We start from the raw sequence: 25,935 nt of genomic DNA, 5'->3' as shown, positions 1-25,935 counted from the left end.
AGGGGAGAAATAAAGCATGGGAGTTTCTGTTTATTACACTTGTACGAGAAATCATAACCTTACGGGCAGTGAGGAGCAGGAGATCAGGGCCATCATTGATAAATACAATGCGGGTTTTGAATTGAAGGATATTGGAGAAACATTTTATGTTTATGACTATGATCAGGATGAACCAACGGTGATCTTTGCAGGTTCGACAAAGCTGCCCCTTTCAAATGATTTTGAAGATACATTGAATGCGCTGTATTATTGGTTGGCCTGTTTGACGGATATTAGAAGAAGTATTTCTAGTGGGGATTGGCATGTGCATCTAGATGATACGGATGCTGTTTGGGATGAGGAAACAGGTTGGCAAATGCCAGAAGGTTAGTATTCTAAGGTGGAACAATCTTTTATTACCCAATCTTTTCCCCACAGGACTCTATTTAATGATTTTTATCCCATCAATATTTATTGCTACGGAAGCTGGAAGAGTATAATTTATCCCCTTTTCTTAAGAGGCGAAATGCGATTGGAGTCAAAATCGTGTTTCGTCTTTTTCGTATGCAATCTTAGATATCCGCATACTGACCGTCACAACATGTCTCACTCCTCAATAGTATAAAACTAAAGGGGGAGTGATTATGACTCGGTGGGTTAGCAGATTCCTCTCAAGCATACTGGCTGTTGCGGTTCTAACATTGGGCATGCATATAGCTGCTGCTTTTGCCGTCAGCAAGGTGTCCATTACATCCATGACTGTCACCAAATCCGGCATTACGGTTAGTCCTTATAACAGTAACCCGGCATTATCCAAGGAGCAGCAAGACAAAGCGTATCGTAATTACAAAAATCTGACACGCGTCGTGATGATAGAAAAGTATGTACTGTCCGGTCAAGGGACCAAGACAAAGATTGGCATTGGTGCAGGCTTCATGTTACCCGGCGGATACATTGTCACTAATAATCACGTGGCTCCCGCCAGCTATAATGGAAAGAAATTACGATTCCAAATCACCTTTTATGCGCAAAAATCGGACGGGTATCTGCTTGGCTCACTAGTTGCTACAGATGTGAAGGAAGACCTCTCCCTGCTGAAGATTGACGCTAACAAAATCCCTAAGCCCTATCAAGACAGCTATTTCAAGAAATTCAACCTTGAGCCAAAAGCCAATGAAAAGGTGACAGTCATAGGGCACCCTACTAAGCCAATAGGAAACTCAGACACCGGTAATACCAAGAGGTACACCTGGACACCGCTCTACGGAACATTCACCGCCGATGATGTGGCCGTTATCCGGAAATCGAAAAATGCGTCAACACCCGATGTGTACACGCACTCCATGGAATTCAATGTGCAGACCTGGCCCGGAAATAGCGGCAGTGCAGTCATAGATTCGAGCGATAAAATAGTAGGCGTAATCTCCTCCACCATCCTTGGTGAACCCCGGTCCTTTGCCACCAGTTCGAAGCTTATTTTACAGTTCATAGAGAACAACCATTTGTCTGAAGCCATTTTTGGACACGCTGCTGACGGAGGTCAGAGTTAGTTAGATGCATAGATCAAAAGCGGGACTCTTCACGAGCCCCGCCTTCTGTGTTTATAAGTATGTGGCTGCGGAAGACTGCAATGGATGCATTATTTCTTTTTTGGTGTCACGATGATCTTGCCGACCGATTTGGAAGGTGTCACAGCTTTGATTACCGTTTTGTGTTTGGCATGTGCGGCTACTGTCTTTACTGCTGCTTTGTGCTTGGTTGGTGTTGTAGCCTTGACCGGACTCTTAGTTGTTGCTGTACTCTTCATAGAGGTTACTGCTTTGGCAGGAGTGGAACCTTTCACAGGAGTTACCTTGGCTGGGGTGGCAGATTTCACCGCTGGTGCAGTCACCTTCACCTCTTTCACTGATTTTACAACAGGGGCCGTTGCTGCGAATGCGCTCGTTGAGCCGCCCACTACACTCACTACTTTACTCTTCTTGTCCATTTGATCATTTCAATCACCTCTTCCTTGAAAGTATCTTCATCTTAACAGGCGATTGCGGGAATTCTGTGGAACAAGTATGAGTAAAGTATATGAAAATGGCATCATAGAATGTGAACGGTGGCAACGTCCTTTCCTGCCCACAGATTGAAGCTGTAACCTGGTACCCACAAATGCCAAGGCGCTGCATCCACAATAAAAGCAACATCCGCATACGTATCCCAGATACCCTCCACTTGACTTGTGATCCTGACCAGTACAGTCCAGGTATCCCCATGCATGACCCTTTCAATGATCTCCCCATAATTAACAACGATATCGCGTATCCATTCATTTCTTGAAAATTTGCTGGGGTCTCGATGCCAGGTTATTAGAGCTTGTGCGTGTCTAATGTCATTCATGGGGTAACCTCTTATTTACTAAGAATATAATCAAAAGAATATTAATAGCTGAATTTTGCACTTTGTATATAACATCATTAATATTAATTAGTTTTGAAAAAAGATAAAATAGATTTGATCCATAAATTCATAAAATTAGCTGAGTAAAATCTTTAGTAACAAGGAGATATTTATGCAACTAACCTTACAATATTTTGAACACTATCTATTTCTAACTTCATCATTTTTTGATAGCTTACTAAAGAAACTTTCTTCTGATTCTAGTAATCTAAATCATTTATTGATTATTATTATTAATACGCTGTATAACGTTTTCTTTTCTATTATTACTGGAGTTTTTTTATCTATTCCAATGTTTGCATTAACAATTACAATAACAAAAACTCATAATCTTCCCACTAATATTCTTCTACCCTCAGTTCCCTTAATTTTATTTGTGTTCTTCTCTTGTATAGTTTTGTTAAACGGAAAGGATCAAGCTTTTAGTCTACCTTGGAGCATATGTGTTTTCTACGGAATGTTTATAGCTGCTAAACCAAAGCAGAGTTTTATAAAAACTATATCTTTTCTTCTAAGTGTAACATTCGTTCTTGGAATCATACTGACTGTACCAGCTTCGTTTATATTTCACCCTTCTGGAAAAAATACTTACAGTGTACTTTTCGCTAGCACCTTTTCAATATCATTTATTACTACAGTTCTTTTGTATAGTTATGGTACCTTAGATAATCTGACAAGAGTTCGTAGACAATTTGTTTTATGGTTTATTATTTTACTAGGTGTATTAATTTTCAGTGCATTTCAATTAAAAATAAACTTAGAGCAACCCTTTACAGATAAAATTCATATAAGTAGTATTCTACTTCTTTTAGCTTTTATTTATAGCATGATTACTGTCATCGATAAAGGCATCGAACTTTTTAAATTACTACTTAATGAACACAGCAATGATATGAAAGAATTATGGGACGATTATACATCAAAGTACGGACTAGACATCCTTATAAGTAAAATAATTAGGGGGAAATATCGGGTTCTTCTATTTGTAAAGTGTCTAAAACTTTTGTGGAGTGTTCGTGCAAAGGGCTTTATTATTAAGTATTCATTTGTAGGCGTAGGATATATATTTTTATCAGTATTGCTGATTTATAAGTCTCCTATAATATCATTTTGTATTTCAAATCAATTAGAAAAAAACTTGATAATACCTAATGAACAGGTACTACATGTATTTATTTTATTTGGAAGTATCGCTTTTTTTATTTGGCAAGTTATCTCCATTCGCCATTTCAAAAAATCCAGTTTGGCCAATAAGAGTAGAATCTTGGGTGGAATACTTTTTTCAATGATTATTCTTTTAACTGTATTGATTCAATTAAATCCGAACGTTTCATTTTTTTTATCGCAGCTATTATATTATACAATACTATTATTTGGTGTATTTATATTACTTCTTTCTCTTATTCAAATGATTTTAAAAATCATAAATTGGTTTAAACGTTAAATAGAGTACCTTTTATTGTGTTTGAGACTCGCCTATCTTCCTTTCATTTTATACATTGGCTTCAATCACTGAACTCTATTATAAATTATAAAAAAATCTTTTTGTGCCTACACTCTTCGAGGATTCCCTACAAGGAACTGATTAAGCCGGCTGAGTTTCCCCAGACAAATACCTTTTATCTTAGTAAACCACACAAACCAAAAAGCTCTATCCCCTAAGGGTTAGAGCTTTCATATCTCATCCATCGATCAATGATCGGCTGGCCGCTCAGGTGGAGCATGTCATGGTGATCTTCGCAGAGTAGCCAATGAAGCTTTTTGGAGATCAGGTAATATTCATTGAGGCGGCATAACTCAGGGATCACCTGGAGAATCGTCGCCGTCTTCCCCTCATAGAGCCACAGCTTATCATACCGGTCCTCGGCAATGAACCAGATGAATTCATCTTGGATGATGTCTCTTAGTTTGGAGTAATCCTTGTCCACGAAGCTGGCGCAAATCTCTGCCCGGACAGATAGGGAATCCACATTTGCACCTTATTTCCAGCTGCTCGGATGGACTTCACTAGTACTTTGACCTCCATTCTGTTATCCCTTCTCCCCTCTCATCTGAATCACCTTATATTTGAACAGCAGCGTAATCCCCAGATTCATCAGAAAATGGACAAGGATCGGGACCAGCAAATTATGCGTCTGCACATAGATCCAGCCGAAGACCAGACTTGGGATGGTGATGTTCAGCAGCATTAGCGGCTTGCTGTAGTACTGGACATGCATTCCCACAAACAGCACCGTGGTGATTCCGATGGCGAGCCAGGGCTGGGGAAGGTAGAGATTCAATACATTTTGTATAATTCCCCGGAACAGAAGCTCCTCAAATAAAGCCCCTGCCAATGTAAAGCATACAATCGCAGCGAGCGAATAGTTCTGATAGCTCTTGTTCGTCTCGTCAATGTAGCTGGCAGGCGTAAGCAGGGTCAGGATGATACCGAACAACATCAGACTGATGAATGGAAGGACAACGTACAGCGCCAATTGCAGCGGATTATCAAAAGATAACAGGTCTTGCAGGGTCAGGACATCGTAGATGACAAGGGCAAAGATAACGGCAGCACTGATCAGGGCGAAAGCGAGGAAGACCAGAACAGCGTCTTTCGGCTTGAATTCCTTTTTGGCTTGTTGCGGGGTGTAGGTTGAATGATCCATGACTTCCTCTCTTCTCCTCTTCTTGAATGACTATGTAAGTTACAATCTTCAAAAGCAAAGATAACATAACAGACATTATTACCACAAGAATGAGCCTGTTACGCGCCGCACAGAGGGTAAGATCTTCAAGACTAATCTTCTTCTTCAGCACAAAAAGCTCCCGTGATCGCCACAGGAGCCTCCTTCATCTTTTTGCAGATCATGTTATCCCCGCTTCACGCTGAACAGCTTATTGCATCCCTTGCATAATGGCATTGATAATGCCTTGCTGGGTGACAATGTTGTTATAACGGTTGAACAGGGCGAAGCCGTGCTGGCCGTTATAGCCATTGTCCCAATAGACGGGCACGGCCTTGTACTTCTTGGCGGTTGCGGTTACGGCTTTGGCATAGGCGGCGCGGTAGATATTATTGCTTGAATCGTAGGATGATTTGTCAATGGAACCGAATTCTCCGATCACCACCGGATAGCCCTGAGTCGTGAATTTATTGTACATGGATTGGAGCTGCGAGTTCAGGTAATCCTCCTGTCCCCAGATGGATTTCTTGGCAGGGTTCGTCGCTGTTGCTCCCCACTGCGTGATATTCCCCGATTCCTCACCGGCAAAATCCCAAGGGGAATAGTAATGGGCCGAGATCATGATTCTTCGCTCAGAAGCTGGGATGGTAGAGGATCTGTAGGTGTCGGTTGGGAGTACGAACCCGTAATTGCCCGCCGTATAGTCGATGTTCGTATTCCAGCCCGGAATCAGCAGCCATCTGGCACTATTGTTGCCGCCTGTCTGTCTGACCGTATCCACGAAGATCTGATTGTAAGCATTCAAGTTGGCATAGTAAGCTAGATTCGGATTGTTGTAGTTGCCGTCAAATACCTCGTTCATCGACTCCAAAATAAGCCGCTCCCCATAATTAGCGAACTTATTCGCGATCTGCTGCCAGACCTTCTGGTACTTCTGCTTAATGGCCGTCTGGTTGCCGCTGTTGACCAATAGCCAGCTGCCTTGAACGGAATTGAAACCGTCCCCGTGAATATTAATGACGACATACAGTCCTTCATTGTAGGCGTAATCTACGACTGCTTTGACACGGTCCAGCCATGCTGAGTTAATCGTATAGCCGGGGGCGCTCCCGATATAATTCAGGTAGGAGACCGGGATGCGGATCGTTTTGAAACCTGCTGCCTTGACCTTCTGGATCAACTGCGGCGTAATGGTCGGGTTATTCCAGGCGGTCTCACTGGGGATCCCGTTCACCGAAGCTTCGAGCGAGTTACCCAGATTCCATCCGGCCCCCATTTCGCTGACGATCTGCGAAGCCTGCAACGATCTGAAGTCCGAGGTCAGCGCGGCTGACGCCTCTTCCGCAGATGCATGGGAACCCGAGCTGCCGAGCAAGGTGGAAGCTAGTAATACTAGTGCTAGGCTGTAGACTCCACATTTTTTGATTTTGGTTAACATATTAGTACCTCCGTTCCTTAGATTGAATTCTAACTATAAGGCAAGACAGAAGCATCGCTATGGAAATCCCGAACATCAAAATGTATCCATTATAAAACAGAGTATTGGTATACTGATTAATCCAGCCGAAACGAAAGACTACGGAATCTTTATCATTTGTGAAGCCGTTTAAGTTTTGTTCTAATGCACTAATTGTGTTTAGTTCACCAAATATCATGAGAACTAAAGAGACAAGCGAAAGAGCTGGAATGACTATCGTTGCGATTGTTGGGGGCAGCTTTCTTAAATATTCAATAGATTTTAAAACCAAGTGAATGAGGAAAATCGCAAGCAATATCAGGCTAAGGATCAACACTACTATTCCGGGATTCCCATTACCTGATGTCCCTTTTCCAAGTCTATACTTAATAGTCGAAATATCGACCGCAAACATAAAAAGTACGTTTAACGCTAGCAGTATTATTGTTGACCTATACCTTCTTTTCAGAATAACACCTCCGGTATAATGTACTCCCCGCCAAATAACCTAATTTCATTAATTAGCGGAGAATGGGTCAACAACTGCGTTGGAGGGCGCTTAAGGCTCCATCCCCCATACCAGTTGCCCGTTCACATACCCAGTAACCTGCTCGTGATCGGCGAACTGGGTACCGGCGGAGCGGAAGGAGTAGTCGTTGGCCTGATTGTAATTGGACCAGTCTTGTTTAGAGAAGCGGGTCTGGAGCTCGGCGCTCTGGCCGGGGTTCAGGGTGCCCGCAGCGCTGGTGAAGCCAATCTCCAGAGCATAATCGGCACTGGCGGCCGGGGTGTCCAGCTTCACGAAGGTCCCGGTAACGTTGGCATTTCCGATGCTGGCCCAGTCGGTCCAGAAGCTCTGCTGCTGCTCGCCGTCAATCGTGTAGTAATACCGGAGCTTCACATCGCTGAGCTGGACCGGTGCATTCCCGGTGTTGATTACTTTGAACTTGGGTGCAATTCCATTGGTCGAAGCACCGGTGCTGCCGTTGTAGGCCTGGATGGTCAGCTCACCTGACGGTGCGGGAATATTACTGTCCGTAACATTAATCGTGAGAACCGCATTGCTCCCTCCGCTGAATTGAAAAGTGATCTTCTGTACACCGGCCGCCAGAGTGCTTAGATATGCTTTATCCAGAACAACAGCAGAACCGGTTGCCGTATAATCCTGGCCGGACTGAAGCATGTAAGTCCCATTCTTCAGGCCTGTCAGCTGATGCCCGTTCAGGGTAAGGGCTACGGTAATGTCCTGGGCAAAATTATCTCCTAAGTCAAAATCAGCATTTACGGGTGAGATCACCGCACTTGGATTCGGCTGGTTTCCGTTCAGATCAGGCAGCTCATCCAGAGTTATGACATAATCACTCTGGTACAGGGTGGTCAGTGTAGCCGGATAATTGAAGGCCGTACTCATCAGATGCTCTCCGTACCACGGCAGGAAGTAGAGCCAGCCCGCTTTTTCATCGGTCAGATTCTGCACACTGGGAACGGTGTCGTTCTCGGTCATGGCTACCATCTTCTTACCGCCAGTGAGATCCACCAGCTGATAAAAGGTCGAGCTAATTGCATCCTCATTCGGCACGCCGGACAGTCCGTCATAGCGGTTGTAGATGGTGTTGTATTTATCGTAGCCGACAATATCCACCTGATCATCCCCTGGATACCAGGCCGGAGAAGTGCTGTACACATAACTGTTATAGGTCCAGATCAGATTGTGCAGGCCGTAGGTCTCCGTAAGCTCGGTATAGAGCTGATCCCAGAGCTGCTTGTACACCTCCGCACCTGCCGAAGCCCACCAGAACCACGCGCCTTCCCCGTTCAACCCGCCGTTGCCTTCTGCCTCATGGTAAGGACGGAAGATTACGGGAACATTGTTGTCCTGCAGAATCTGCAGTTGCTCTGCCAGATCCTGAATGGCCAGTTGCAAGTACTGGTACTCTTTGGTCCCTGGAATCACAGCATTAGCGGTATTGAAATTGGTCTCGGTCGGCTTGTAGGTGGCTTCCTTCCAATCGACAAACTCCCCAAGCTGATAGGCGGTGAAGTTACGGGGAACGGTAAGATGCCAGCTATTGGTCGCAATCCCGCCCTTGTTATTCACCCAGTCGATCATGCGGGCGGTAGTGCCGTCCTCCCAGCCATACAGCGGATTATAGTTCATGAGGTCGAACCCGCGGACTGCCGGATATTTGCCGGTCAGGTTGTGAATCCAGTCGAATTCCAGCTCGGAGTTGCCGTCATTCCCTCCGCCGTAGATCTCCTGCTGGCCCGAGAGCATGTGCTTCCCGTACACCTCCGTCAAATAATTCATCAGGAGCTGCGTTTCGGGCGTGGCCTGAGCGTCAGAGAGAACGGGCTGCACAATCAGGGGGTCCAGGTTCGCATGATCCACCGTTAAGGCGTCGAAATAAGCGAATCCCCAGCCTGCTTTGACCTGAATGGTATTGCTGCCTTGATTCAGCTTGTGATAGCCGAAGTTGAAATCCTTCCACGTAGTGGTGTAGGGCAGCATATACGAACCCTTGGCAGCACCGTTAACGATTAATGCCTGCTGTCTGCCATCCGGGCTCAGCTCCTGCATATAACGGGTCGAGATCGTATACATGCCGGTTGCCGGGACAGTTACAGTATAGGTTAGCGTACCCGAGTTCTGCATCCAGACAAAACCGCTTCCCGAATAGCCGGGCTTCGGCGTTCCGTAAATCTGGGTCGTCACTTGCAGATCCGGGGTGAGCTGGGCATCCTCGCTTTCGATGGTGATCAGTGCAGGGTCAGCGTGGGCGGTACGCGGCGGTGCCGTCAAGCCTCCAAGCAGCAGTGTGCAAGCGAGCAGCATGGTTCCTGTTCTTTTGAGCCATTTCTTCATTTTCTTCCTTCCTCCCCATGAACAAAATGGTAAAACCTTGGTTAACCTATCAGATCATGGTTGCGCTTTCATAGCAAAGATAGCATGTATCCCATAATTTGTAAATACAAATCAGCAAGTGTGCTCAACGGTATGAATTGCAGGAGGAATGGAAGGTTAAGTTCATCGTGCGGTGAGAGAATGGGGAGGGAATATAGTGGAAAAAGCACAACTAATCAAGCGTCCATGGCGTACTTGGGGGTAGCAGTTGGATAACCTACACTTAATTTGTCCAGAGTCAACGGATTTCATAGAATACGTGGAACTAAGTGCCTTTTTTCCAACTGCTTCTTGAAAAGGGAGCGGTTCGGCCGAAACAAGTGCTCTTTATCCAACTGCTATGTTCTCTAGTGTGTCGGTTGCAGGGAGGGCAGCTCTCCGGCAGCTCTCCGCGATTCTAACGAAAGCTTGTCCTACCAGATTCAGCCCTCCCCTGCTCATGGTGCAAAAACCTCCGGGTTATCGCTCCGCCAAGCGCCGATGCAGCCGATTAGGCAGGCGATATAGGTTCGTAGCACTCTACCTTCTCTGCTATACTCGTATTCTAATGCGATGTTTATTCCCTCGCCCCGCCAGGCGATAATGCGGCCGGAAAATCCGGGCCATTCACATTCTTCGTCCAGCTGCGGAGGGCCATAGGCCGCGATCGCTTCCTCAGGCGAAGAGTTCATCGTAATGTCCTCAGGTAAAATGACGGGATAAGGCACTTCGTTCTGCTTGCCCGAACCAGGGGGAAGGAAGTGAATAGCGCCGATGATCCATTCATCGGGCTTCGTATACTGTAGTCCGGTCAGCTCATTGATTTTGGGTATACGGTAGAGATCCATCCTTAGAGATGCTTTGGCGCACGAGATCATGGTATCGTTGAAATAGCTCTTCGCCGCAGGCATTCGCTTAACGCCATAGGGCTTAAGCACGGCTTGGACCCTCTTGGGGTCATACGGCTGGCCCAGCATGCCGATAAGCTGAACGGCCGGCTCTTCCACCCTATCCACATCCACATTCATATTCATATTCATGTCCTCCTCTTCACCTGGCTTGTACTCTGGTAACCCGTTCCCATTATAACAAATAACGCACTCCCCTACATATCTCAAGAAGTGCGTTAACGTTTCATTTTCTGTTCTTTAACACTCAGCTTCCGGTGGACAGTTACTTGGCATTCTGGAACTTCAGGCCGTCGGCATTCAGCTCGAAGCCGTACTCTTCCTTAAAGCGTTGCCCTCGCGGGAGCTTCTGCCTATCATCAGTTGTACCGCGATCATAAGTACAGTGACCACAGCCATGCCGATCAGCGCGGGCTGGAATGAACCCGAGGCATCGTAGATACGGCCAACCGCGAGCGGTCCCAAAGCTCCGAGAAAATACCCGCCCCCCTGATTAAGCGACGACCAGGAGCTGGCCTCTTCCGCCCGCTCCGTCATTAAGAGCGGCAGCATTAGAGCCAGCGGGAATAATCCGCCAGCGCCAATGCCGAGCAGCACTGCGCTAAGCAGCGGTGAGGCTGAGCCTAGAAGGAGCAGCAGTCCGCTTAGCTCAAATAGACTGCACAGCACAAGCCATAACGTGCGCCGCTGGAATCTGGCCACAAGGATGGGCACGAGGATACTTACCGGAATCTGTATCAAGGTGAACAGTGTGAGCAGATTGCCCGCTGCATGCTTGCTATACCCCATGGATGCTGCCACCGGCGCCAGCCAGGCCGTCAGCGAATAGAAGATACTAGCCATCAGTCCGAAGAACACAGTGAGCAGCCAGGCCCGCTTGTTCGCCAAGGGCAGCCGGGCATGTGCAGTCTGCTCCTTCAGCGGCTTGGACCGCGCGGCAATCCTCCACCAGACAGGGAGAGCGGCGAGCGACAAGACTGCCCATACCGCCAGGGACAGCTGCCAGGAATTGTCCAGCCAGGTATAGACCGGAACAGCCAGCCCGGCTGCGAGTGAAGCACCCATCACCATTGAGGCGGAATACACACTGACCATAGCCGAGCGGCCGGGAAAATAACGCTTAATGAAGCCGGACAGCAGCGGTCCGGCAATTCCGATCCCTACGCCTGCTGCCAGCGCCGTCAGAATGAGACCGGCGGATGAAGACAGGAACCCGCGTGCGGCTGTCGCCGCCCCGATCAGCACCATAGCCCCGAAGATCGTGCGCTCCAGACCGAAGCGCCGGCTGATGCTCACGGCAAGGGGTGCGAATATCCCCATACACAGGACTGGCAGTGTTGTCATCAGACTGGCCTGCAGGCTGTTCATCCCCAGATCACTCTGAATGTTACCCAGCAGCGGTGAGACCGAAGTGATTACCGGACGCATATTTAATGAGGCTGCCAGCAAGGCAACGAATAATAGTAAGAAAGGCATTTCCATCACTCCATATCAGTATTTTGTATTTAGCCTGAGTATACGGCGATGTCATATATTGATCAATACTATTGTTTGTATTATTATAATAGCAATTGACTATGATCTTATCCTGAAAGAAGTGAATTTCATGGAAACCCGCCACCTGCACTATTTCATGGCCGTCTGCGAAGAACTGCATTTCACACGTGCTGCTGAGAGGCTGGGCATCAGCCAACCGACACTAAGCCAGCAGATTAAAGTACTGGAAGGTGAAATAGGCATGCCCCTGTTCGACCGGATCGGCAAAAAAATCGCTCTTACCGAAGCGGGGGCCCTCCTAAAGGACTACGCAGCCCGGATGATTCAGAATGAGCAGAATGCCAAGGCAGCGATTAATGAGCTGCGCTCCGACAACCGCGGCATGATCCGGCTTGGGGTGCTGCCCTCTGACCTGGACTACCGCCTAACTCCGATGCTGGTTAAATTTCATTCCGATTTTCCGAATATCCGGCTCCAGGTCTTCGCTTCAACGCTTATTCAGCAGGAGGTGCTGGAGAACAAGCTGGACATCGGCATCTGCCTTCCGGGTCCGCGTGATTCCATGCTGACTCAAGTGGACCTGGGCTGGGAGCCTTATCATCTGATTGTCCGCGAGGATCATCCTTATGCCGCCATGAGCCACATTGAGCTGTCATCACTTGAGCAGATCCAGCTTGTAATGTACCCGCGCACCTACATCGGCAGAGAGCTGGTGGAGAATACCTGCCGGGAGGCAGGCTTCGGACTGGAGCCGATCATGGAGACCGGATCAGCCACCTCGCTGCTTCAGCTGGTCAAGGCCGGGATTGGCGGCACCATACAACCGCGCGGACTGCTTGAGGGCATGGAGAACAGCGGACTTTGCTCCATTCCGATCCTGAATACCGCCCCCTGCCGCAACCTCAGACTGATCTACCGGGCCGACCGCTACATCAGCCATGCCACCCATACCTTCATCAACAGCCTGCGCCGGTTCCTGATCGACAATCTCCGGCTTGAGGACGGGGCTCAGAACCCTTGAAAAATGATATAATAATATTGAATGGAGTTGATGGCCGATGGAATTACTGGACCCGCGTGTGGATTTTGTATTCAAACGGATATTTGGCAGCGAGAACAACAAGGATGTACTGTTGGCATTTCTTAACCGCATTTTCACCGAAGCTGGCGAGCCGCCGTTGACTGAGATTATTTTAATGAATCCATATACGGATAAAGACGATCCATTGGATAAACAATCCATCTTTGATGTTTATGCCAGGACTTCAGAAGGTAAACTGATTGATATAGAGATGCAGCTGTTTAATAAGTACGACATAGAGAAAAGAACGCTTTTTTATTGGAGCAAACGTTATGCGAGTCAACTGAGTGAGGGAGAGAAGTATCCAGAGTTGAAGAAATGCGTAACGATCAATATTTTGAATTATTCGTTCTTGAAAAATGAGCAATATCATAACGTATTTCATCTGCGGGAAGACCGGACAGGGATATCCTTGATTGACGACATCGAGGTTCATTTCTTGGAATTACCGAAGCTAGATGAACGTAGTGTTCCATCTGGAGGTGGACTAATCAATTGGCTATTGTTCCTGAAGGGTGCCGATACATCACACTGGGAGGTGCTGAAGATGAATGAGCCGGGACTGGAGAAGGCGATGGATACCTTGCAATATCTGAGTCAGGATTCAGAGGCCAGACGATTGTATGAAGCGAGACAGAAGTATTTGCATGATGAGGCCTCTATGCTGGGAAGTGCTAAATTGGCAGGTATGAAAGAAGGCATAAAGGAAGGTATAAAGGAAGTAGCGAAGAATATGCTTGACTTGAATCTGGACATAATGACCATTGTTAAGGCCACTGGATTAACAGAGCAGGAGATCAATGCGTTGAGAAAATAAAATATGGGAGCATCCTATGGCGGACACTCCCTTTCTATTTGCTATTTCATAGAGGTATTCATCTGGTTCAACATTAATCATTCAAAACTTCAATCATCTGCCTTGTCTTCGCCAGCTGCTCCACAGTTAAATCATGCTGGGCAGAAGCATATACGCTAAAGACAATATCAAGCACAAATAATTGGGCGAATCTTGAGCTGGTTGCCGCACTGCGAAGTGTGGCTTCCGGGGCACGTGATGTAAATAAAGAAACATCCGCCAGCTGGGAAAGCTTGTTATTTCCAGGACGGGTAAGGCTGATTGTTTTGATCCCATGCTCCTTGGCCCGTTTGGTTAATTGAATGACCTCGCCCGTTTCCCCGCTATACGAAATCCCCCAGAAGACAGCATTCTCTGATTTCGTAGCCATAGCTGCCGCCAATAAATGACGGTCAGAAATAGCATATACATTTTTGCCGAGCCGGAGCCATTTCTGTGCCGCATCCTCTGCAATAATGAAAGACGCCCCTATCCCATACACATAAATAACCTCTGCCTGCTGTAACAGGCTCACGGCCTGCTCAATCGAATGCGCGTCCAGTTGACTGGCCGTATTCTGAAAGGTCAATATGGTATTGGACAACATTTTATCAATGATAGAATGCACCGTCTCATTAGATTCAACATCAAAGTAGCCGACATAACTCGTGTTCTCTACTTCAGCGGATAAGCGGATTTTGAGCGCGGGGAAGCCCTCGATGCCCAGCGACCGGCAAAAACGGACAACCGCCGCACTGCTCGCCTCCGCTTTAGCCGCTAACTCATGTATGCTCATATGCATCACTTCTTTAGCATTGGCAAGAATGTACTCCGCTACTTTTTTTTCCGATTCCGGCAGTTCATTTAAGACCAGTTCAATTTGAGAAATCATACTTCCTGCTGCCAAGTTCTAAACTCCTCTCCTCAGTCTATTCTCCTTATTGTAACAAAATAGAAGGGAGTAATCATTAAGTAGCAGCTGTGAAGCTAAAGCGTCTTCCGCCTTGTCTGACGTAGTCTAATAGAGGAAGGTCCTCTTCTATCACATGACCAATCACATTAACCGCTTCATGTGCCGGCAGATCTCTTAGTGTGATCTGTAGCTCATGCTCATAACGGCCATACAAATAATTATCTACGGTAATCGTTCCTCTGGGCCGCTCGTTCGTATGCATAGGCGCAATACTTGGGCTTATTCCATAACGTTCCTGATCTGACCGTGCACTTTCAGAGCGAATCACATCACGGGCAGCGTCAAGGCGGTTCCGGTGAACCTTCTCCCATAAGGCATAAGGTAATTCTTGGGTTACCCGCAAAGGAATAACCCCTTCCTCATAACGCTGAAATTGAATCTGAGACCCTTCTGAGAGGGTTAAATCGCCAACGAAAATTTTGTCCACGGCACAATCTTGCTCTAATTCCAGGTAGGCCAGAAAAGAAGCTTGATTCCGGTGCTTCTCTAAGGTAGGCAGACTTTGAAATAACGGTTTTCTCTTCAGCCCGTCTCCCGGAATAAAGGCCATCGTCGTAATCCCTTCGGCTTGCAGCCACCTGTTCTTCGCTATGAACGATTCTTTATCCAGACCTGTCTCCGGGCGGGGATAATAATTATGCCAGGCTTCAATGTTCTCAAGACAAATATGATGCTCTTTTAAGTCAGCCAAGAACTCTGGGGTTAAGGTGCTGGCATTTAAGGCAATTTTCAGTTGTTGTGAGTAGGCTGCAATTTCATCGGCGCTAAATCCAAAATCCATCCGCAAACCTGTAACACCAGCATCCAACAGAAAGGGAAATGAAAATTTCTCCAATGCTTTTCCGGAAATATCCGCCATCAGGTCCATTCCTAACTGCCGGGCAGCCTTTGCGATCTCCAGCAGCTTCTCCTTCAATGCTCCGAACTCATCCTCCGGCATATGAAGAGAGGTGAATATTTCGGTACAGCCTGCAGCCTTCATGTGTTCCATATACTTCACATTGTCTTCTAACGTGCGGTCCGCCGCAAAAATTGAAATTCCGAGCACTGGAATCACCTCAATATCTCAGAGTCGCTTAATCCTGTTCTGCCATAGCCTCTTTGGGTGTACCGAACAGATAAGTGGCAATGAATCCGCCAGCGTATGCTGCAATTAAGCCTATGACGTATTTCAGCCATAATCCATTCGCAATCAAGGGAATTAACGCAACCCCGGAAGGACCAATAGCAATGGCTCCAACGTTGCCAAATAAACCGATGACCGCACCACCAATCCCGCCGCCAATACAAGCTGTAACAAACGGACGACCCAGCGGTAAAGTAACCCCGTAAATCAAGGGCTCGCCGATTCCCAGAATCCCCACAGGAAGAGCGCCTTTAATCATGTTCGTCAATGATTTATTCTTCTTGCAGCGAATCCATAAGGCGATGGAAGCCCCAACCTGGCCTGCCCCGGCCATAGCCAGCATCGGAAGCAGCAGCGTCATCCCTGAATCATTGATCATCTCAATGTGAATCGGCGTCAATACCTGATGCAGCCCTAACATCACAAGCGGCAGGAACGCTGTTCCTAATACAAAGCCTGAGAATGCTCCGCCCACTTCTAACGTCCAGTTAATCGCTCCGATTAGATTACCGGAGATGAATCCGGCGAACGGCATGATGAAAAAGATTGTAATCAGTCCTACGGCCAGCAAGGCAATTGTAGGGGTAACGATAATATCAACCGCATCAGGAATCACTTTACGCAAATATCTCTCCACGATGGACAGAATCCATACAGCGATGAGAACGCCAATAACCCCGCCTTGACCCGGTGTCAGAGGTGTACCCGTAAATATATTAGTAATGGTCAGGTCCGCTGTTACTCCTGTTAACAGCGTTACCCCGCCGATTACTCCCCCGAGAGCAGGCGTAGCTCCGAATTCTTTGGCAGCGTTAATACCGACATAAATCACCAGGTAACTGAAAATCGCATTTTTGATAACATTTAAGATCGTCACATATTGCTGCCAGGTTGCTGTGTCTAAATTACCCGCTGTCATATTGTTCGTCAGAATGGAGCCAATACCGGCAATTAATCCGGCTCCAACGAATGCAGGGATAAGCGGGATGAATATATTTCCGATCTTCCGCAAAAAGTTTTTGAACGGCGTATCATTCTTCTTTTTTAGCTGCGCTTTCATTTGTGCGCCTTTGGCCTGTAATTGTTCAGCCGAAATTGTACTTTCGCCCGCTGAAGCACTTTCTTCAAGCACTTTACCGAATTCTTCAGCGACTTTGGTTACGATTCCCGGTCCGAGAATGACTTGATAGGTTTCATCATCTACTACTCCCAGAACCCCGTCGATTTGCTTCAAGTCCGCTTCAGCGATCCGGCTGCGGTCCACAACGGTTACACGAAGACGAGTCATGCAATGGGTGTACTCGGATACATTTGCACGGCCGCCGATGGCCCCTAATATGTTGACCGCTAAATCATGATATTTACTCATGTTGTAGCCCCCTTCTTCTTATCGTATTATTGAATCGCCTGACGGACGAAGCCTTGTGATGCTTCCAGCCGCTGCACAGCTTCTTCCTTAGTTAGCCCCGCAAGGATCATCACAATGGCAATCTTCGGCTTCTGATCTGCCTGCTTCAGAACACGCTCTGCCGTTTCTGCGTCACACTCTGTCGCATCCATCACAATCCGTTTGGCACGTTCTACAAGCTTTTCATTGGTCAGCTGTACATCCACCATTAAATTTCCATATACTTTGCCCGTACGAATCATCGAAGCGGTGGAAAGCATATTGCAGATTAATTTCTGCGAACTCCCCGCCTTCAAACGTGTTGACCCGGTTAACACTTCCGGTCCGTTTACGACTTCAATCGCAATCCCGGCAATTCTGCCAATCGCTGAATCTTTGTTGCAGCTCACAGCTACAGTGGGTGTTCCAATAGAATTCGCATATTCTAATCCGCCGATCACATAGGGTGTGCGTCCGCTGGCGGCAATGCCGACGACAACATCTTTGGCTGTCAGCTTAATATTCTGTAGATCCTGCACCCCTAATTGTTCATTGTCCTCCGCACCTTCGACGGCTTTGATAAAAGCTCTCTCCCCCCCGGCAATTAGCCCGATGACCTCCTCAGGTGCTGTTCCAAAGGTTGGCGGACATTCAACAGCATCCAGCAGGCCGATACGCCCGCTTGTTCCAGCCCCCATATAAATTAAGCGTCCACCTTGTCTGATCGCCATTGTAATCACTTCCACGGCTTCGGCAATCTGCGGAATGACTTGTTTCACAGCTTGTGCGACCTTGTGATCTTCTTCATTCATCACTTCCAGAAGCTCAAGCGGTGTTAACTCATCCAGGTTCATGGTCTTCTTATTGCGGGTCTCCGTTGTCAAATGCTCTAACATGATTTCCATCATCCTTTTCCGTTTATGAAATCGCTCTCTAAATGCAGAATACCATTACTGAAATATTATTTCAACATAATTATTATTTTATTGAAATTAAATATCAATAAGAAGTTGAACACATACAAAAACAAACCCCTGCGATGCACACAGGAGCTTGTTCATGTATCCTTCTTCTATATTTTCCCCTTTACGCCTCCATCAAACCCCGCCTAACCGATATCCAACGGATCAATTCCGAATTCCTTGTAGAGGATAGCTGATGAACGCTTCACGTTTATTGGCATTCCAGTCCATTGTGCCGCCAATGGCATCATTAACGAACCGCAAAGGTATGTATAGCTGCATATTCACCTGCTGGAAGGCAGCGGAATAGGTGATCTGCTTCCCGTTCACAGTGGCAATCCGGCTGCCGATCTTCATGCTGCCTGTCGTGAACAGGTTGTTAATGGTGATCATCCTCGTATGTTCATCATAACTAATTGTAGCCCCGCTGACATATAGCTTGTCCAGTGAGAGCATCACGGTACCATTCATCAGTGTGGCTCCCCCTGCGGAGGTAGTGATCGGCGAGTTATTCAGATAGATATGAATCGCGGGTAATTGGGCGGATTGGGTGGAACCGGAAGCTGCGGCAGCCGGGGCCGGGGAATGAGCAACACCCGTGACCAGAACGCTAAGACCAATAATCTGCATGATTTTTTTAAAAGTGATCATATAGTGCCCCCTCCTCTCTCAGAAAATACCATATTCCACATCATAGCATAAAGCGGATGGAACAGCAGAATATTACATGGTAGACTGAGAAAAAAAAGCCCGCAATTCATCAGTTGGATGAAAAGCGGACCTGGGAGAGAGCTTCAAATGGCAAAATGGGATAATATGCTGGCTATGCTATGGATGCTGCGGTCCGGCAAAAAACTCACTGCCGCACAGATTGCAGACAGTCTGGAGATCAGCGTCCGTACCGTGTACCGGTATATCGACGCGCTTGGCGCCAGCGGCGTCCCGGTGGTTGCCGAATCCGGACATGACGGCGGAGTCCATATTCTGGAGAGCTTCAGTGAGACGCCCCTGTTCTTCAACACGCTAGAGCTGAGGGCACTGGTAGATGCTTATAAATTCGCGGTAGGCGCAGGTTATCCATATGCGAAGGAGCTGGAGAGCGCCCTCAAGAAGGTGGAGAATGGATTGCACAAAGAACAGCGCCATGACTTGTCGCTGCTAACCAGCGGCCTCGATGTCATTGCCCCGTCCCGTCCGCCGTCTGTCGTCCCTTTGCTGCGGGAGCTGGAGCTGGCTGTGAAGGCGGGACAGACCATTCACCTCACCTACCGGAAAGAGAATGCTGCACAGGATGAAGAGCGCGAAGTCGATCCGTATGGTCTGGCTTACGACCGTTCGGAATGGTATATGGTTGGATTCTGTCACCGGGCACAGGCCATGCGGACCTATCGTGTGGACCGTATTGTCAATCTTGCATTAACGGAAGCCTGCTTCCCTAAGCCGGAGCCCTTCTCGGTATCTGCCTATTTCCGCAGCCAGCTGGAGCCGGAACATGAGGAAAACGCCCTTCTAGTCGTGATCCGCATCGAAGGGGAGCCTGATACGCTGAACAAGCTGTGCAGCAATTGGCATCTGCGTCACTACTTGACGGAACGGACCGACCGGGAGGCCCGGTTCCTGCTCGATGTTCCGTCTATGAACAAGTACCTGCCCAAGTATCTGTTAAGCTTCGGTACTTCCATTCGTATTATAGAGCCGGTGGAGCTGAAGGAGCAGATCCAGGAATTGGCCTGTGCGATCAGCAGACATTACATGAACGATGCGGATTGAACTTTACTGGCAGCCGTAATTCAAAGCTCCCTTAAGAGGCCCCTGGTAACCTAAAGCAGCTCCTGCGGCATATTCGCTGCAGGAGCTGCTTTTTCACCTTATACACTGAGGATTTATTGCAATTAAGCGCCTGCCAAGGCCGTGACCTGAACCTTAAGTTCATTGACCTGCTTGCGCATGTCTTGAGCTTCCTTCTGCTGCTTCTGGACTACCGTGGTCAGTACGCCGATGATGTCCATCAGCACTACAGACTTATGATCGGCAGTGGAGAAAATCTGCGGCACATCCTCGGCAATGAAGCCGATATTCTGCTTCTTGCCGTTCTCTGTCTTGTAGTTGAAGGTCACCGGCTTCAGCTTGTTCAGCAGCTCCAGCGCCTTCTTCACCGGCAGGCTGGCGATGTTCTCCTTGTAGGTCCGGGAGGAGGTCTGCGCGAAATTCGTTGCCCTCACATTGCCGTCCACATCCAGCTTGTAATCATCGGCCGGAGCTTTGCCAATTCCGATATTGCTGCTGGAATCTACCGTTAATGCACCTGCAACCTGGACCAGCTCATCATAGACGGAATCCTGGGTGACCAGATTCAGCATACTCCCCTCAATGCCCGCCTGCCATACATTTGCGCCAGCATCCCAGAGAATCTGTGCCTTCTTATCCTTGCCGCGGGCAAGCTCGATCCCCTGGGTGACCATCAGGCTTCCGCTGATCATGGCATCCTTCACGTTCAGTGTATCGCTGAGGGTCAGGTCCTTCACTGACAGCGCGCCGCTGACTGTGACGTCCTTAGCAGTGAACGATCCTGTCACTTCGGCATCTGCAGCCGTTAATAAGGTGTTGATTACAGCTTTCTTTGCATTCAACGTTCCGCTGACCGTAGCCTCCTTCACCTCGGCTGTGCCACTCAGCATTGCGTCCTTAGCGGTTAACGAACCGTTCACAACGGCGTCCGTGACCGTTAACTTCCCGGATACTAGGGCATTGCCGTTCACATCCAGCTTGGCGGCTGGTGCGGCGGTGCCTATCCCGATATTACCGGAAGCCACCTTCACCACAGCGTTCAGATCCGTAAGCTCCTGATGCGTATGACCGCTGTAAGCGAGCTGCTTCAGGCTGCCCGCAAGTCCCAGCTGCCATTCAGCCAGTGCTTCGTTCCATACGATCTGCGCCTTGGCGCCTGTGCCCCTGCCCACATCGATCCCCTGGCTAAGAGTCAGGTTGCCCGTAACTGCAGCGTCCTTCGCGGAGAACGTTCCGCTTACCTCGGCATCCGTAGCCGTTAATACGCCGCTGACGTTGGCGCGCTTAGACGTTAACGTTCCGCTGACTGTCGCGTCAGCAACGGTTAAACGGCCGGACACAGCCGCATTGCCGATCACCTCAAGCTTGGCTGTTGGCGCTGCGGTGCCGATTCCGACATTTCCGGAGGCGATCTTCAGCACTCCGGTCAGCTCCGACAGCTCCTCGTGCGTATGGCCGCTGTAAGAGAGCTGCTTCATGCTTCCTGCAATACCCGCCGTCCAGACATCCTGGGCTTCATCCCAGAGCAGCTGTGCCTTCTGATCCGTTCCCCTGTCCACTGCAATCCCATGGCCTAGCGTAAGACTTCCGGTGACGGTGGCGTCCTGTGCAGTGAAGCTTCCGGTGACGGTAGCGTCCTGTGCAGTGAAGCCTCCGCTGACAACGGCATTCCCTTTGACCTCCAGCTTCGCAGCCCGGGCATCTGTGCCAATCCCGACATTGCCTTCGTCAACAGTGATCGCCCCCGACAGTGAAGCATACTCGGGGTGGGTATGGCCCTTGAACTCTATGGCCTTCAGGGTATCTGAGACTCCGGCCAGCCACTCATCGGCGGTCTCATCCCACAGCAGCTGGGCTGGAAGAGCGGTCCCGCCGCGGAATACCTCCAGACCGGCATTTTGAACAATCGGAGTCTTCTGAGGAGCATATTTGTTGACTCTTATGATGTTGTCTTCTACCTCAAGGGTAGCCGCATTGATCGTCACAATGTCGCCATTCACCGTCAGATTGCCGTTCACGGTCAGATCTTTGGATATGGCGGCGCTGACTGCGCTAAGCTCCCCGCGGATTACTGTATTCCCTTGAACATCAAGCTTGGACTTAGGGTCAGGGCTTAAGGTTCCGATGCCGACCTCTCCGTTTTTGGTTACACTGAACAAGCTGTCTCCGCCAGTTGCTCTAACATCCAGCAGCGCCAGCGGAACCGTGGTTCCGATGCCGACATACCCCTTCGCATCCGAGAACAGGGCGATCGTGTTACCGAGAGAATTGAACAGCTTGTTCTGGCCGCCCTTCCCTGTTCCGAATTCAGAGAAGGTGACCCCATCGCCATAGAACCAGGCATTCTGCTCATTATTCCAGTAGATCCGGGCATTCGGCTGAAGAATTCCGTCTTTGTTCAAGCCGCGCGGAGCTTCAAACCCTCCGGCAGTAACATTCCCGGAGATAACTGCATCCTTACTAATCACAGCACCAGCTGCATCAATCCCTTTGTTAAAAGAAGCTGACCCTTCAAATACAGCATCACTATGAGCGGTCAGCTTACCTGAGAAGGAAGCCGCTCCAGAGACCTCTGTCTCTGTCCGGAAGACCGCCTTGCCTGCCACATCCAGCACCTCGGTAGGATTATCCGTACCCACTCCCATCTTGCCGCTGCGGGTCAGGCTGAGTACCGTTCTGCCGGCAGTACCCAGCTTCCAGCGGTCCTTGGCCCACTTGATCTGCGCGTTGGTCTCGGTTCCCTGCTGCACCTCGATGCCGTCTCCAACCGTCACTGTTCCGGCAATTGCCGCGCTGGCGGCAGTCACTGCTCCTGTAATCGCGGCACCCGCAGCCTTCACTGCGCCGGAGGCCTGGACATTGCCTGATGTATCCACTACCAATGCCGCACTGTCTGTAGGTGTTGCAAGCTGCCACTGGGACTTGACCTCATCCCAGGCAAGCTTAGCCGGATTCTCATCCGCGCCGCGATAGACCTCAAGTCCGCCACCTGCAAGCGACTTGACCGTACCGGCATCCTTGTTGACAGTAATCCAGGGACTGCCGATGTCCAGCTGATCTGAGGCGATTCTGGCGGAGGCTCCCCGGATTTCCAGATCTCCGGCTACCGTCAGATGACCGCCCACCGTCAGGTCATGGTGAACATTCACATCCCCTTCGGCGCTGGCGCTGAGTGCCAGGATGTCGCTCTTCGGGTTGTACAGCTGACTATGGAGATGCAGAGCATCTGCACTCGCCATCTGTGTCAGCTTGTCCCAGGAGCTGCCGCTAGCGACATTCTCCAGAGAATTCCCGATACCCACCTTCCACTTCCGCTCGCTTTCGTTCCAGAACATTCTGGCAGGCGGCTGCGCTTCTCCCCGGAACACTTCAATACCGCTCTCAGTGGCTGGCGGGGTATCCCCTGCGAATTTGTTGATCTCAATGACGTTATTGGTGACGACCAGATCCTCACGGTTAAGCGTTGTCGTGGTGCCTTTGACGATTAGATTGCCATCTACCTTAACCAGGCCCGTCACCGCCAGACCACCGCTGACTTCCGCCCCGTTATTGACAGTAAGGGTGCCCTGCACCTCAGCATCATTGATCATTTCAATATCACCATCTGCGGTTACCTGGACAGCCGTGTTACCCGCGCTATCGCTCAGGGAATTGTGCCGGTGCAGGCCATCAGCATCTGAGCTAACGCCTCCGGTCAACGCGTCCCAATTGCTCCCGTAAGCAATATTGGACAGCTCGTCGCCCAATCCCAGCTTCCATCTGCCATCCGTCTCGTCCCAGAGCAGCTTGGCGCTCGGGTTCAGCTTGCCCCGGTAGACCTCAATACTGCTCTGCTTCAGGGAGGAACTGTTCCCCTCGAATTTATTGAGTTCAATCCGGTTGCTGACCACCACCAAATCTTCCTTTTTGACGAAGGTAGTGGTGCCCTTGACCGTCAGATTGCCTTCAATCGTGGCCGATCCTCCCACATTCAGGTCGGATTTCAGAGTGGCGCTGCCTTTGGCCAGCAGGTTGCCGCCAAGCTCCATGTTCCCGGATGCCGACAGCTTTCCCTGCCCGTCAGCCGACAGAACCGTTCCGCCCGACGGTGTGCTCAGTGTGCTGTGCTTGTGGGACGCATCCGCCACAGTCCCGTTCGTCAGCGAGTCCCACTTGGTCCCGTACGGAATGTCGGACATGCTGCCTTCAATCCCGATTCTCCACTTGCGTTCGGCTTCATTCCATTCCACGCGCGCAGCGGGATTCTGGCTGCCCCGGTAGACATCCAGCCCTGCTTTGCTGCCTAGAACAGCATGATTCTCCCCTTTATTCACTGTCAGGAAGCTGTCTGCCACCTCCTGCTCCACTTTGCGGATCACGACCTCCTCTTCCCTGACGATCAGCTTGTTCACCGTGAGGGTCTCGCCAACCATCAGATCATGAGGGACATTCACATTGCCGTCAGCACCGATCTCCAGGGCAAGCAGGCTCTTGTCCTCATTATGGAACTGACTGTGGGTATGCAGGGCATCCGCATTGCTGCTGCCGCTTGTAAGCTCATCCCACTGCTTCCCGTCAGGGATATTGGTCATATCCCCATTGGCTGTGCCGGTCTGCCAGGATTTCGCCTCTTCATTCCAGGCAATTTTGGCATTCGGCAGCGTGGCTCCCCGGAAGACCTCCAGACCGTCCTCCCGGGATACAAGCTTGCCGGACACACTCATCCCCCGGTCAACCAGGACCGTACCTGTATTGTCCGTACGAAGTGCCGGCTTGCCGTCTGCAGTATTCAGCTGGCTGTGGCTATGCAGGCTGTCCGCATTCGCGCCGTGATGCAGCTGCTCCCAGTCTGCTCCGTAAGCAACCTTGAACATGCCGCTGGCCTTGTCACCCTCCAGCGCTTCGGTTCCGATCATCCAGCTCTCATTCTTCTCATCCCATTGCAGCTTGGCACTGGAATGATCCTTACGCAGGATCTCAAGGCCCATCCGGTCTTCTTCAGCGGCATTCTGATTCAGGGTAACCTTGCTTCCGCCGATGATAACCTGGGGAACGTCCAGCACCGCCATTCCTCCGCTGACTTCAATCCCTTGCTTCGCGGAGAGGGGCCCCTCCATAGTCGACGCGCCGGAGACCTCCAGATCGCCGGACTCATTCACCTTGAACACCGCTGCGCTGCCCGAGGTTACTGATAGCGTGCCGTCTATATCCACCGCTCCATAAGTGCTGATGGCTCCCGCCTTGATATCGCCAGTGAACTCCGTCAGCGCAGCGTGAACATTGAGCCGGCTCCCTGCCTCACCGTCCAGTTCCTCCGAATTGCTAAGGAAGGGCGTCTCGGGCTTCTTCTCTTTGCCAATAATGATCTGATCTGCCTTAAGTACCGTCCCGCCTGCCGCCCTGGTCACCAGCTGAGACCCGTCTACATCCGTCTCATAGATCCCGCCGATCGTTAAGGACCCATCCTGGGAATGCTTCAGATTCACACGGGCCAGCAGGATATTCTGGTGTACATCTGCGGGCTTCCGGGAGCTTATATCAATGTTCGCCTGCTCCAGCACATGGATGGGGTTGCCTCCGCCCTTGAGCAGATCTGTATCCGTCAGCTTTTCCTTATAGCTGATAGAAATATAGATCTGATCCGAAGTGCTGTACCCGGAGAGATTAATCACCCGATCCGGGTGAGCGTCACTGACCATAATTTCCTGGCTGATCTCCTCATTGTGCTCCGGGTCGGTGACACGGTTGAGGGCAAAGCCCGGAGCGATCTCAACGGTTATCCCGTCCCGCATGGTGACCTTAAGGCCATCCACGACTCCCCAATCATGAAAATGACGGTTGTGCAGCTGCCGCACACGCTTATGGTAATTCTGATCCAGCGTCAGATCCTCTTCCTTCAGCAGCAGCCCGTTGAAATAATTCATGCGTTTCATATCCTTTGGCACAATCCCACTCCTCCCGGCTCTTCATAG

The 25,935-nt window shown here is 49.5% G+C and carries 20 protein-coding genes; 6 read left to right on the top strand and 14 right to left on the bottom strand.

Annotation, left to right across the window (positions count from 1 at the left end):
* Positions 1–16: 16 nt before the first annotated feature.
* Together MHH78_RS15410 and MHH78_RS15405 are read left to right on the top strand one after the other, a co-directional pair.
* Complete coding sequence (locus tag MHH78_RS15410; RefSeq protein ID WP_341167904.1) at positions 17–370, top strand: hypothetical protein; 354 nt, start codon at positions 17–19, stop codon at positions 368–370.
* A 253-nt stretch (positions 371–623) separates the two neighbouring features.
* Positions 624–1,529 (top strand): serine protease, encoded by a 906-nt coding sequence (locus tag MHH78_RS15405; protein WP_341167903.1) that lies wholly within the window; start codon positions 624–626, stop codon positions 1,527–1,529.
* Positions 1,530–1,618: 89 nt separating this feature from the next.
* Here the strand turns inward: MHH78_RS15405 and MHH78_RS15400 are convergent, their stop codons facing one another.
* Both MHH78_RS15400 and MHH78_RS15395 read right to left on the bottom strand, forming a co-directional pair.
* On the bottom strand, positions 1,619–1,966 hold the full coding sequence (locus MHH78_RS15400; RefSeq protein WP_341167902.1) for a hypothetical protein: 348 nt from the start codon (positions 1,964–1,966) through the stop codon (positions 1,619–1,621).
* 101 nt (positions 1,967–2,067) lie between these two features.
* Complete coding sequence (locus MHH78_RS15395) at positions 2,068–2,364, bottom strand: hypothetical protein (RefSeq protein ID WP_341167901.1); 297 nt, start codon at positions 2,362–2,364, stop codon at positions 2,068–2,070.
* Between the two features lie 172 nt (positions 2,365–2,536).
* Here MHH78_RS15395 and MHH78_RS15390 point away from each other — a divergent pair, with 172 nt between their 5' ends.
* Complete coding sequence (locus MHH78_RS15390; RefSeq protein WP_341167900.1) at positions 2,537–3,868, top strand: hypothetical protein; 1,332 nt, start codon at positions 2,537–2,539, stop codon at positions 3,866–3,868.
* Between the two features lie 214 nt (positions 3,869–4,082).
* On the opposite strand, the gene MHH78_RS15385 is transcribed toward MHH78_RS15390, so the two are convergent.
* The 6 genes from MHH78_RS15385 to MHH78_RS15360 form a co-directional block, all read right to left on the bottom strand.
* Positions 4,083–4,394: a DUF6756 family protein gene (locus tag MHH78_RS15385; protein WP_341167899.1), complete on the bottom strand. Its 312-nt coding sequence runs from the start codon at positions 4,392–4,394 to the stop codon at positions 4,083–4,085.
* A gap of 60 nt (positions 4,395–4,454) precedes the next feature.
* The gene (locus MHH78_RS15380; protein WP_076083289.1) at positions 4,455–5,072 is read right to left on the bottom strand and encodes a CPBP family intramembrane glutamic endopeptidase; all 618 of its coding nucleotides are present in this window, start codon (positions 5,070–5,072) and stop codon (positions 4,455–4,457) included.
* Positions 5,073–5,301: 229 nt separating this feature from the next.
* Positions 5,302–6,528, bottom strand: a complete 1,227-nt coding sequence (locus MHH78_RS15375) for a glycoside hydrolase family 5 protein (protein ID WP_341167898.1) — start codon at positions 6,526–6,528, stop codon at positions 5,302–5,304.
* Between the two features lie 577 nt (positions 6,529–7,105).
* Complete coding sequence (locus MHH78_RS15370; RefSeq protein WP_341167897.1) at positions 7,106–9,409, bottom strand: glycosyl hydrolase; 2,304 nt, start codon at positions 9,407–9,409, stop codon at positions 7,106–7,108.
* Between the two features lie 476 nt (positions 9,410–9,885).
* Positions 9,886–10,461 (bottom strand): hypothetical protein, encoded by a 576-nt coding sequence (locus MHH78_RS15365; RefSeq protein ID WP_341167896.1) that lies wholly within the window; start codon positions 10,459–10,461, stop codon positions 9,886–9,888.
* A gap of 174 nt (positions 10,462–10,635) precedes the next feature.
* Positions 10,636–11,811, bottom strand: coding sequence for an MFS transporter (locus MHH78_RS15360; protein ID WP_341167895.1), 1,176 nt, complete (start codon positions 11,809–11,811; stop codon positions 10,636–10,638).
* A 130-nt stretch (positions 11,812–11,941) separates the two neighbouring features.
* On the opposite strand from MHH78_RS15360, the gene MHH78_RS15355 reads away from it, so the two are divergent.
* Positions 11,942–12,853 carry a LysR family transcriptional regulator gene (locus MHH78_RS15355; RefSeq protein ID WP_076083340.1) on the top strand — a complete coding sequence of 304 codons (912 nt, stop codon included), beginning with the start codon at positions 11,942–11,944 and terminating at the stop codon, positions 12,851–12,853.
* A 37-nt stretch (positions 12,854–12,890) separates the two neighbouring features.
* A complete protein-coding gene (locus tag MHH78_RS15350; protein WP_341167894.1) occupies positions 12,891–13,730 on the top strand; it encodes an Rpn family recombination-promoting nuclease/putative transposase in 840 nt (279 codons plus the stop codon).
* A gap of 73 nt (positions 13,731–13,803) precedes the next feature.
* On the opposite strand, the gene MHH78_RS15345 is transcribed toward MHH78_RS15350, so the two are convergent.
* From MHH78_RS15345 to MHH78_RS15325, 5 genes are all read right to left on the bottom strand, one after another.
* A complete protein-coding gene (locus MHH78_RS15345) occupies positions 13,804–14,655 on the bottom strand; it encodes a MurR/RpiR family transcriptional regulator (RefSeq protein ID WP_173132956.1) in 852 nt (283 codons plus the stop codon).
* Positions 14,656–14,716: 61 nt separating this feature from the next.
* Positions 14,717–15,778 (bottom strand): DUF871 domain-containing protein, encoded by a 1,062-nt coding sequence (locus tag MHH78_RS15340; protein ID WP_341167893.1) that lies wholly within the window; start codon positions 15,776–15,778, stop codon positions 14,717–14,719.
* A gap of 19 nt (positions 15,779–15,797) precedes the next feature.
* Positions 15,798–17,216: a PTS transporter subunit EIIC gene (locus MHH78_RS15335; protein ID WP_341167892.1), complete on the bottom strand. Its 1,419-nt coding sequence runs from the start codon at positions 17,214–17,216 to the stop codon at positions 15,798–15,800.
* 26 nt (positions 17,217–17,242) lie between these two features.
* Positions 17,243–18,130: an N-acetylmuramic acid 6-phosphate etherase gene (murQ, locus tag MHH78_RS15330; RefSeq protein ID WP_341167891.1), complete on the bottom strand. Its 888-nt coding sequence runs from the start codon at positions 18,128–18,130 to the stop codon at positions 17,243–17,245.
* 231 nt (positions 18,131–18,361) lie between these two features.
* Entirely contained in the window at positions 18,362–18,847 is a 486-nt protein-coding gene (locus MHH78_RS15325; protein WP_340951971.1) for a copper amine oxidase N-terminal domain-containing protein, read from the bottom strand.
* A 147-nt stretch (positions 18,848–18,994) separates the two neighbouring features.
* Here MHH78_RS15325 and MHH78_RS15320 point away from each other — a divergent pair, with 147 nt between their 5' ends.
* Positions 18,995–19,966 carry a helix-turn-helix transcriptional regulator gene (locus MHH78_RS15320; RefSeq protein ID WP_341167890.1) on the top strand — a complete coding sequence of 324 codons (972 nt, stop codon included), beginning with the start codon at positions 18,995–18,997 and terminating at the stop codon, positions 19,964–19,966.
* 122 nt (positions 19,967–20,088) lie between these two features.
* Here MHH78_RS15320 and MHH78_RS15315 read toward each other — a convergent pair whose 3' ends face one another.
* Positions 20,089–25,908, bottom strand: a complete 5,820-nt coding sequence (locus MHH78_RS15315) for a tail fiber domain-containing protein (RefSeq protein WP_341167889.1) — start codon at positions 25,906–25,908, stop codon at positions 20,089–20,091.
* Positions 25,909–25,935: the final 27 nt, after the last annotated feature.

The organism is Paenibacillus sp. FSL H3-0333, assembly GCF_038002805.1.
Classification (GTDB): domain Bacteria; phylum Bacillota; class Bacilli; order Paenibacillales; family Paenibacillaceae; genus Paenibacillus_AQ; species Paenibacillus_AQ silagei.
Note: the sequence above shows the minus strand (reverse complement) of the source record. Positions and strands in the feature narration are given on the sequence as shown.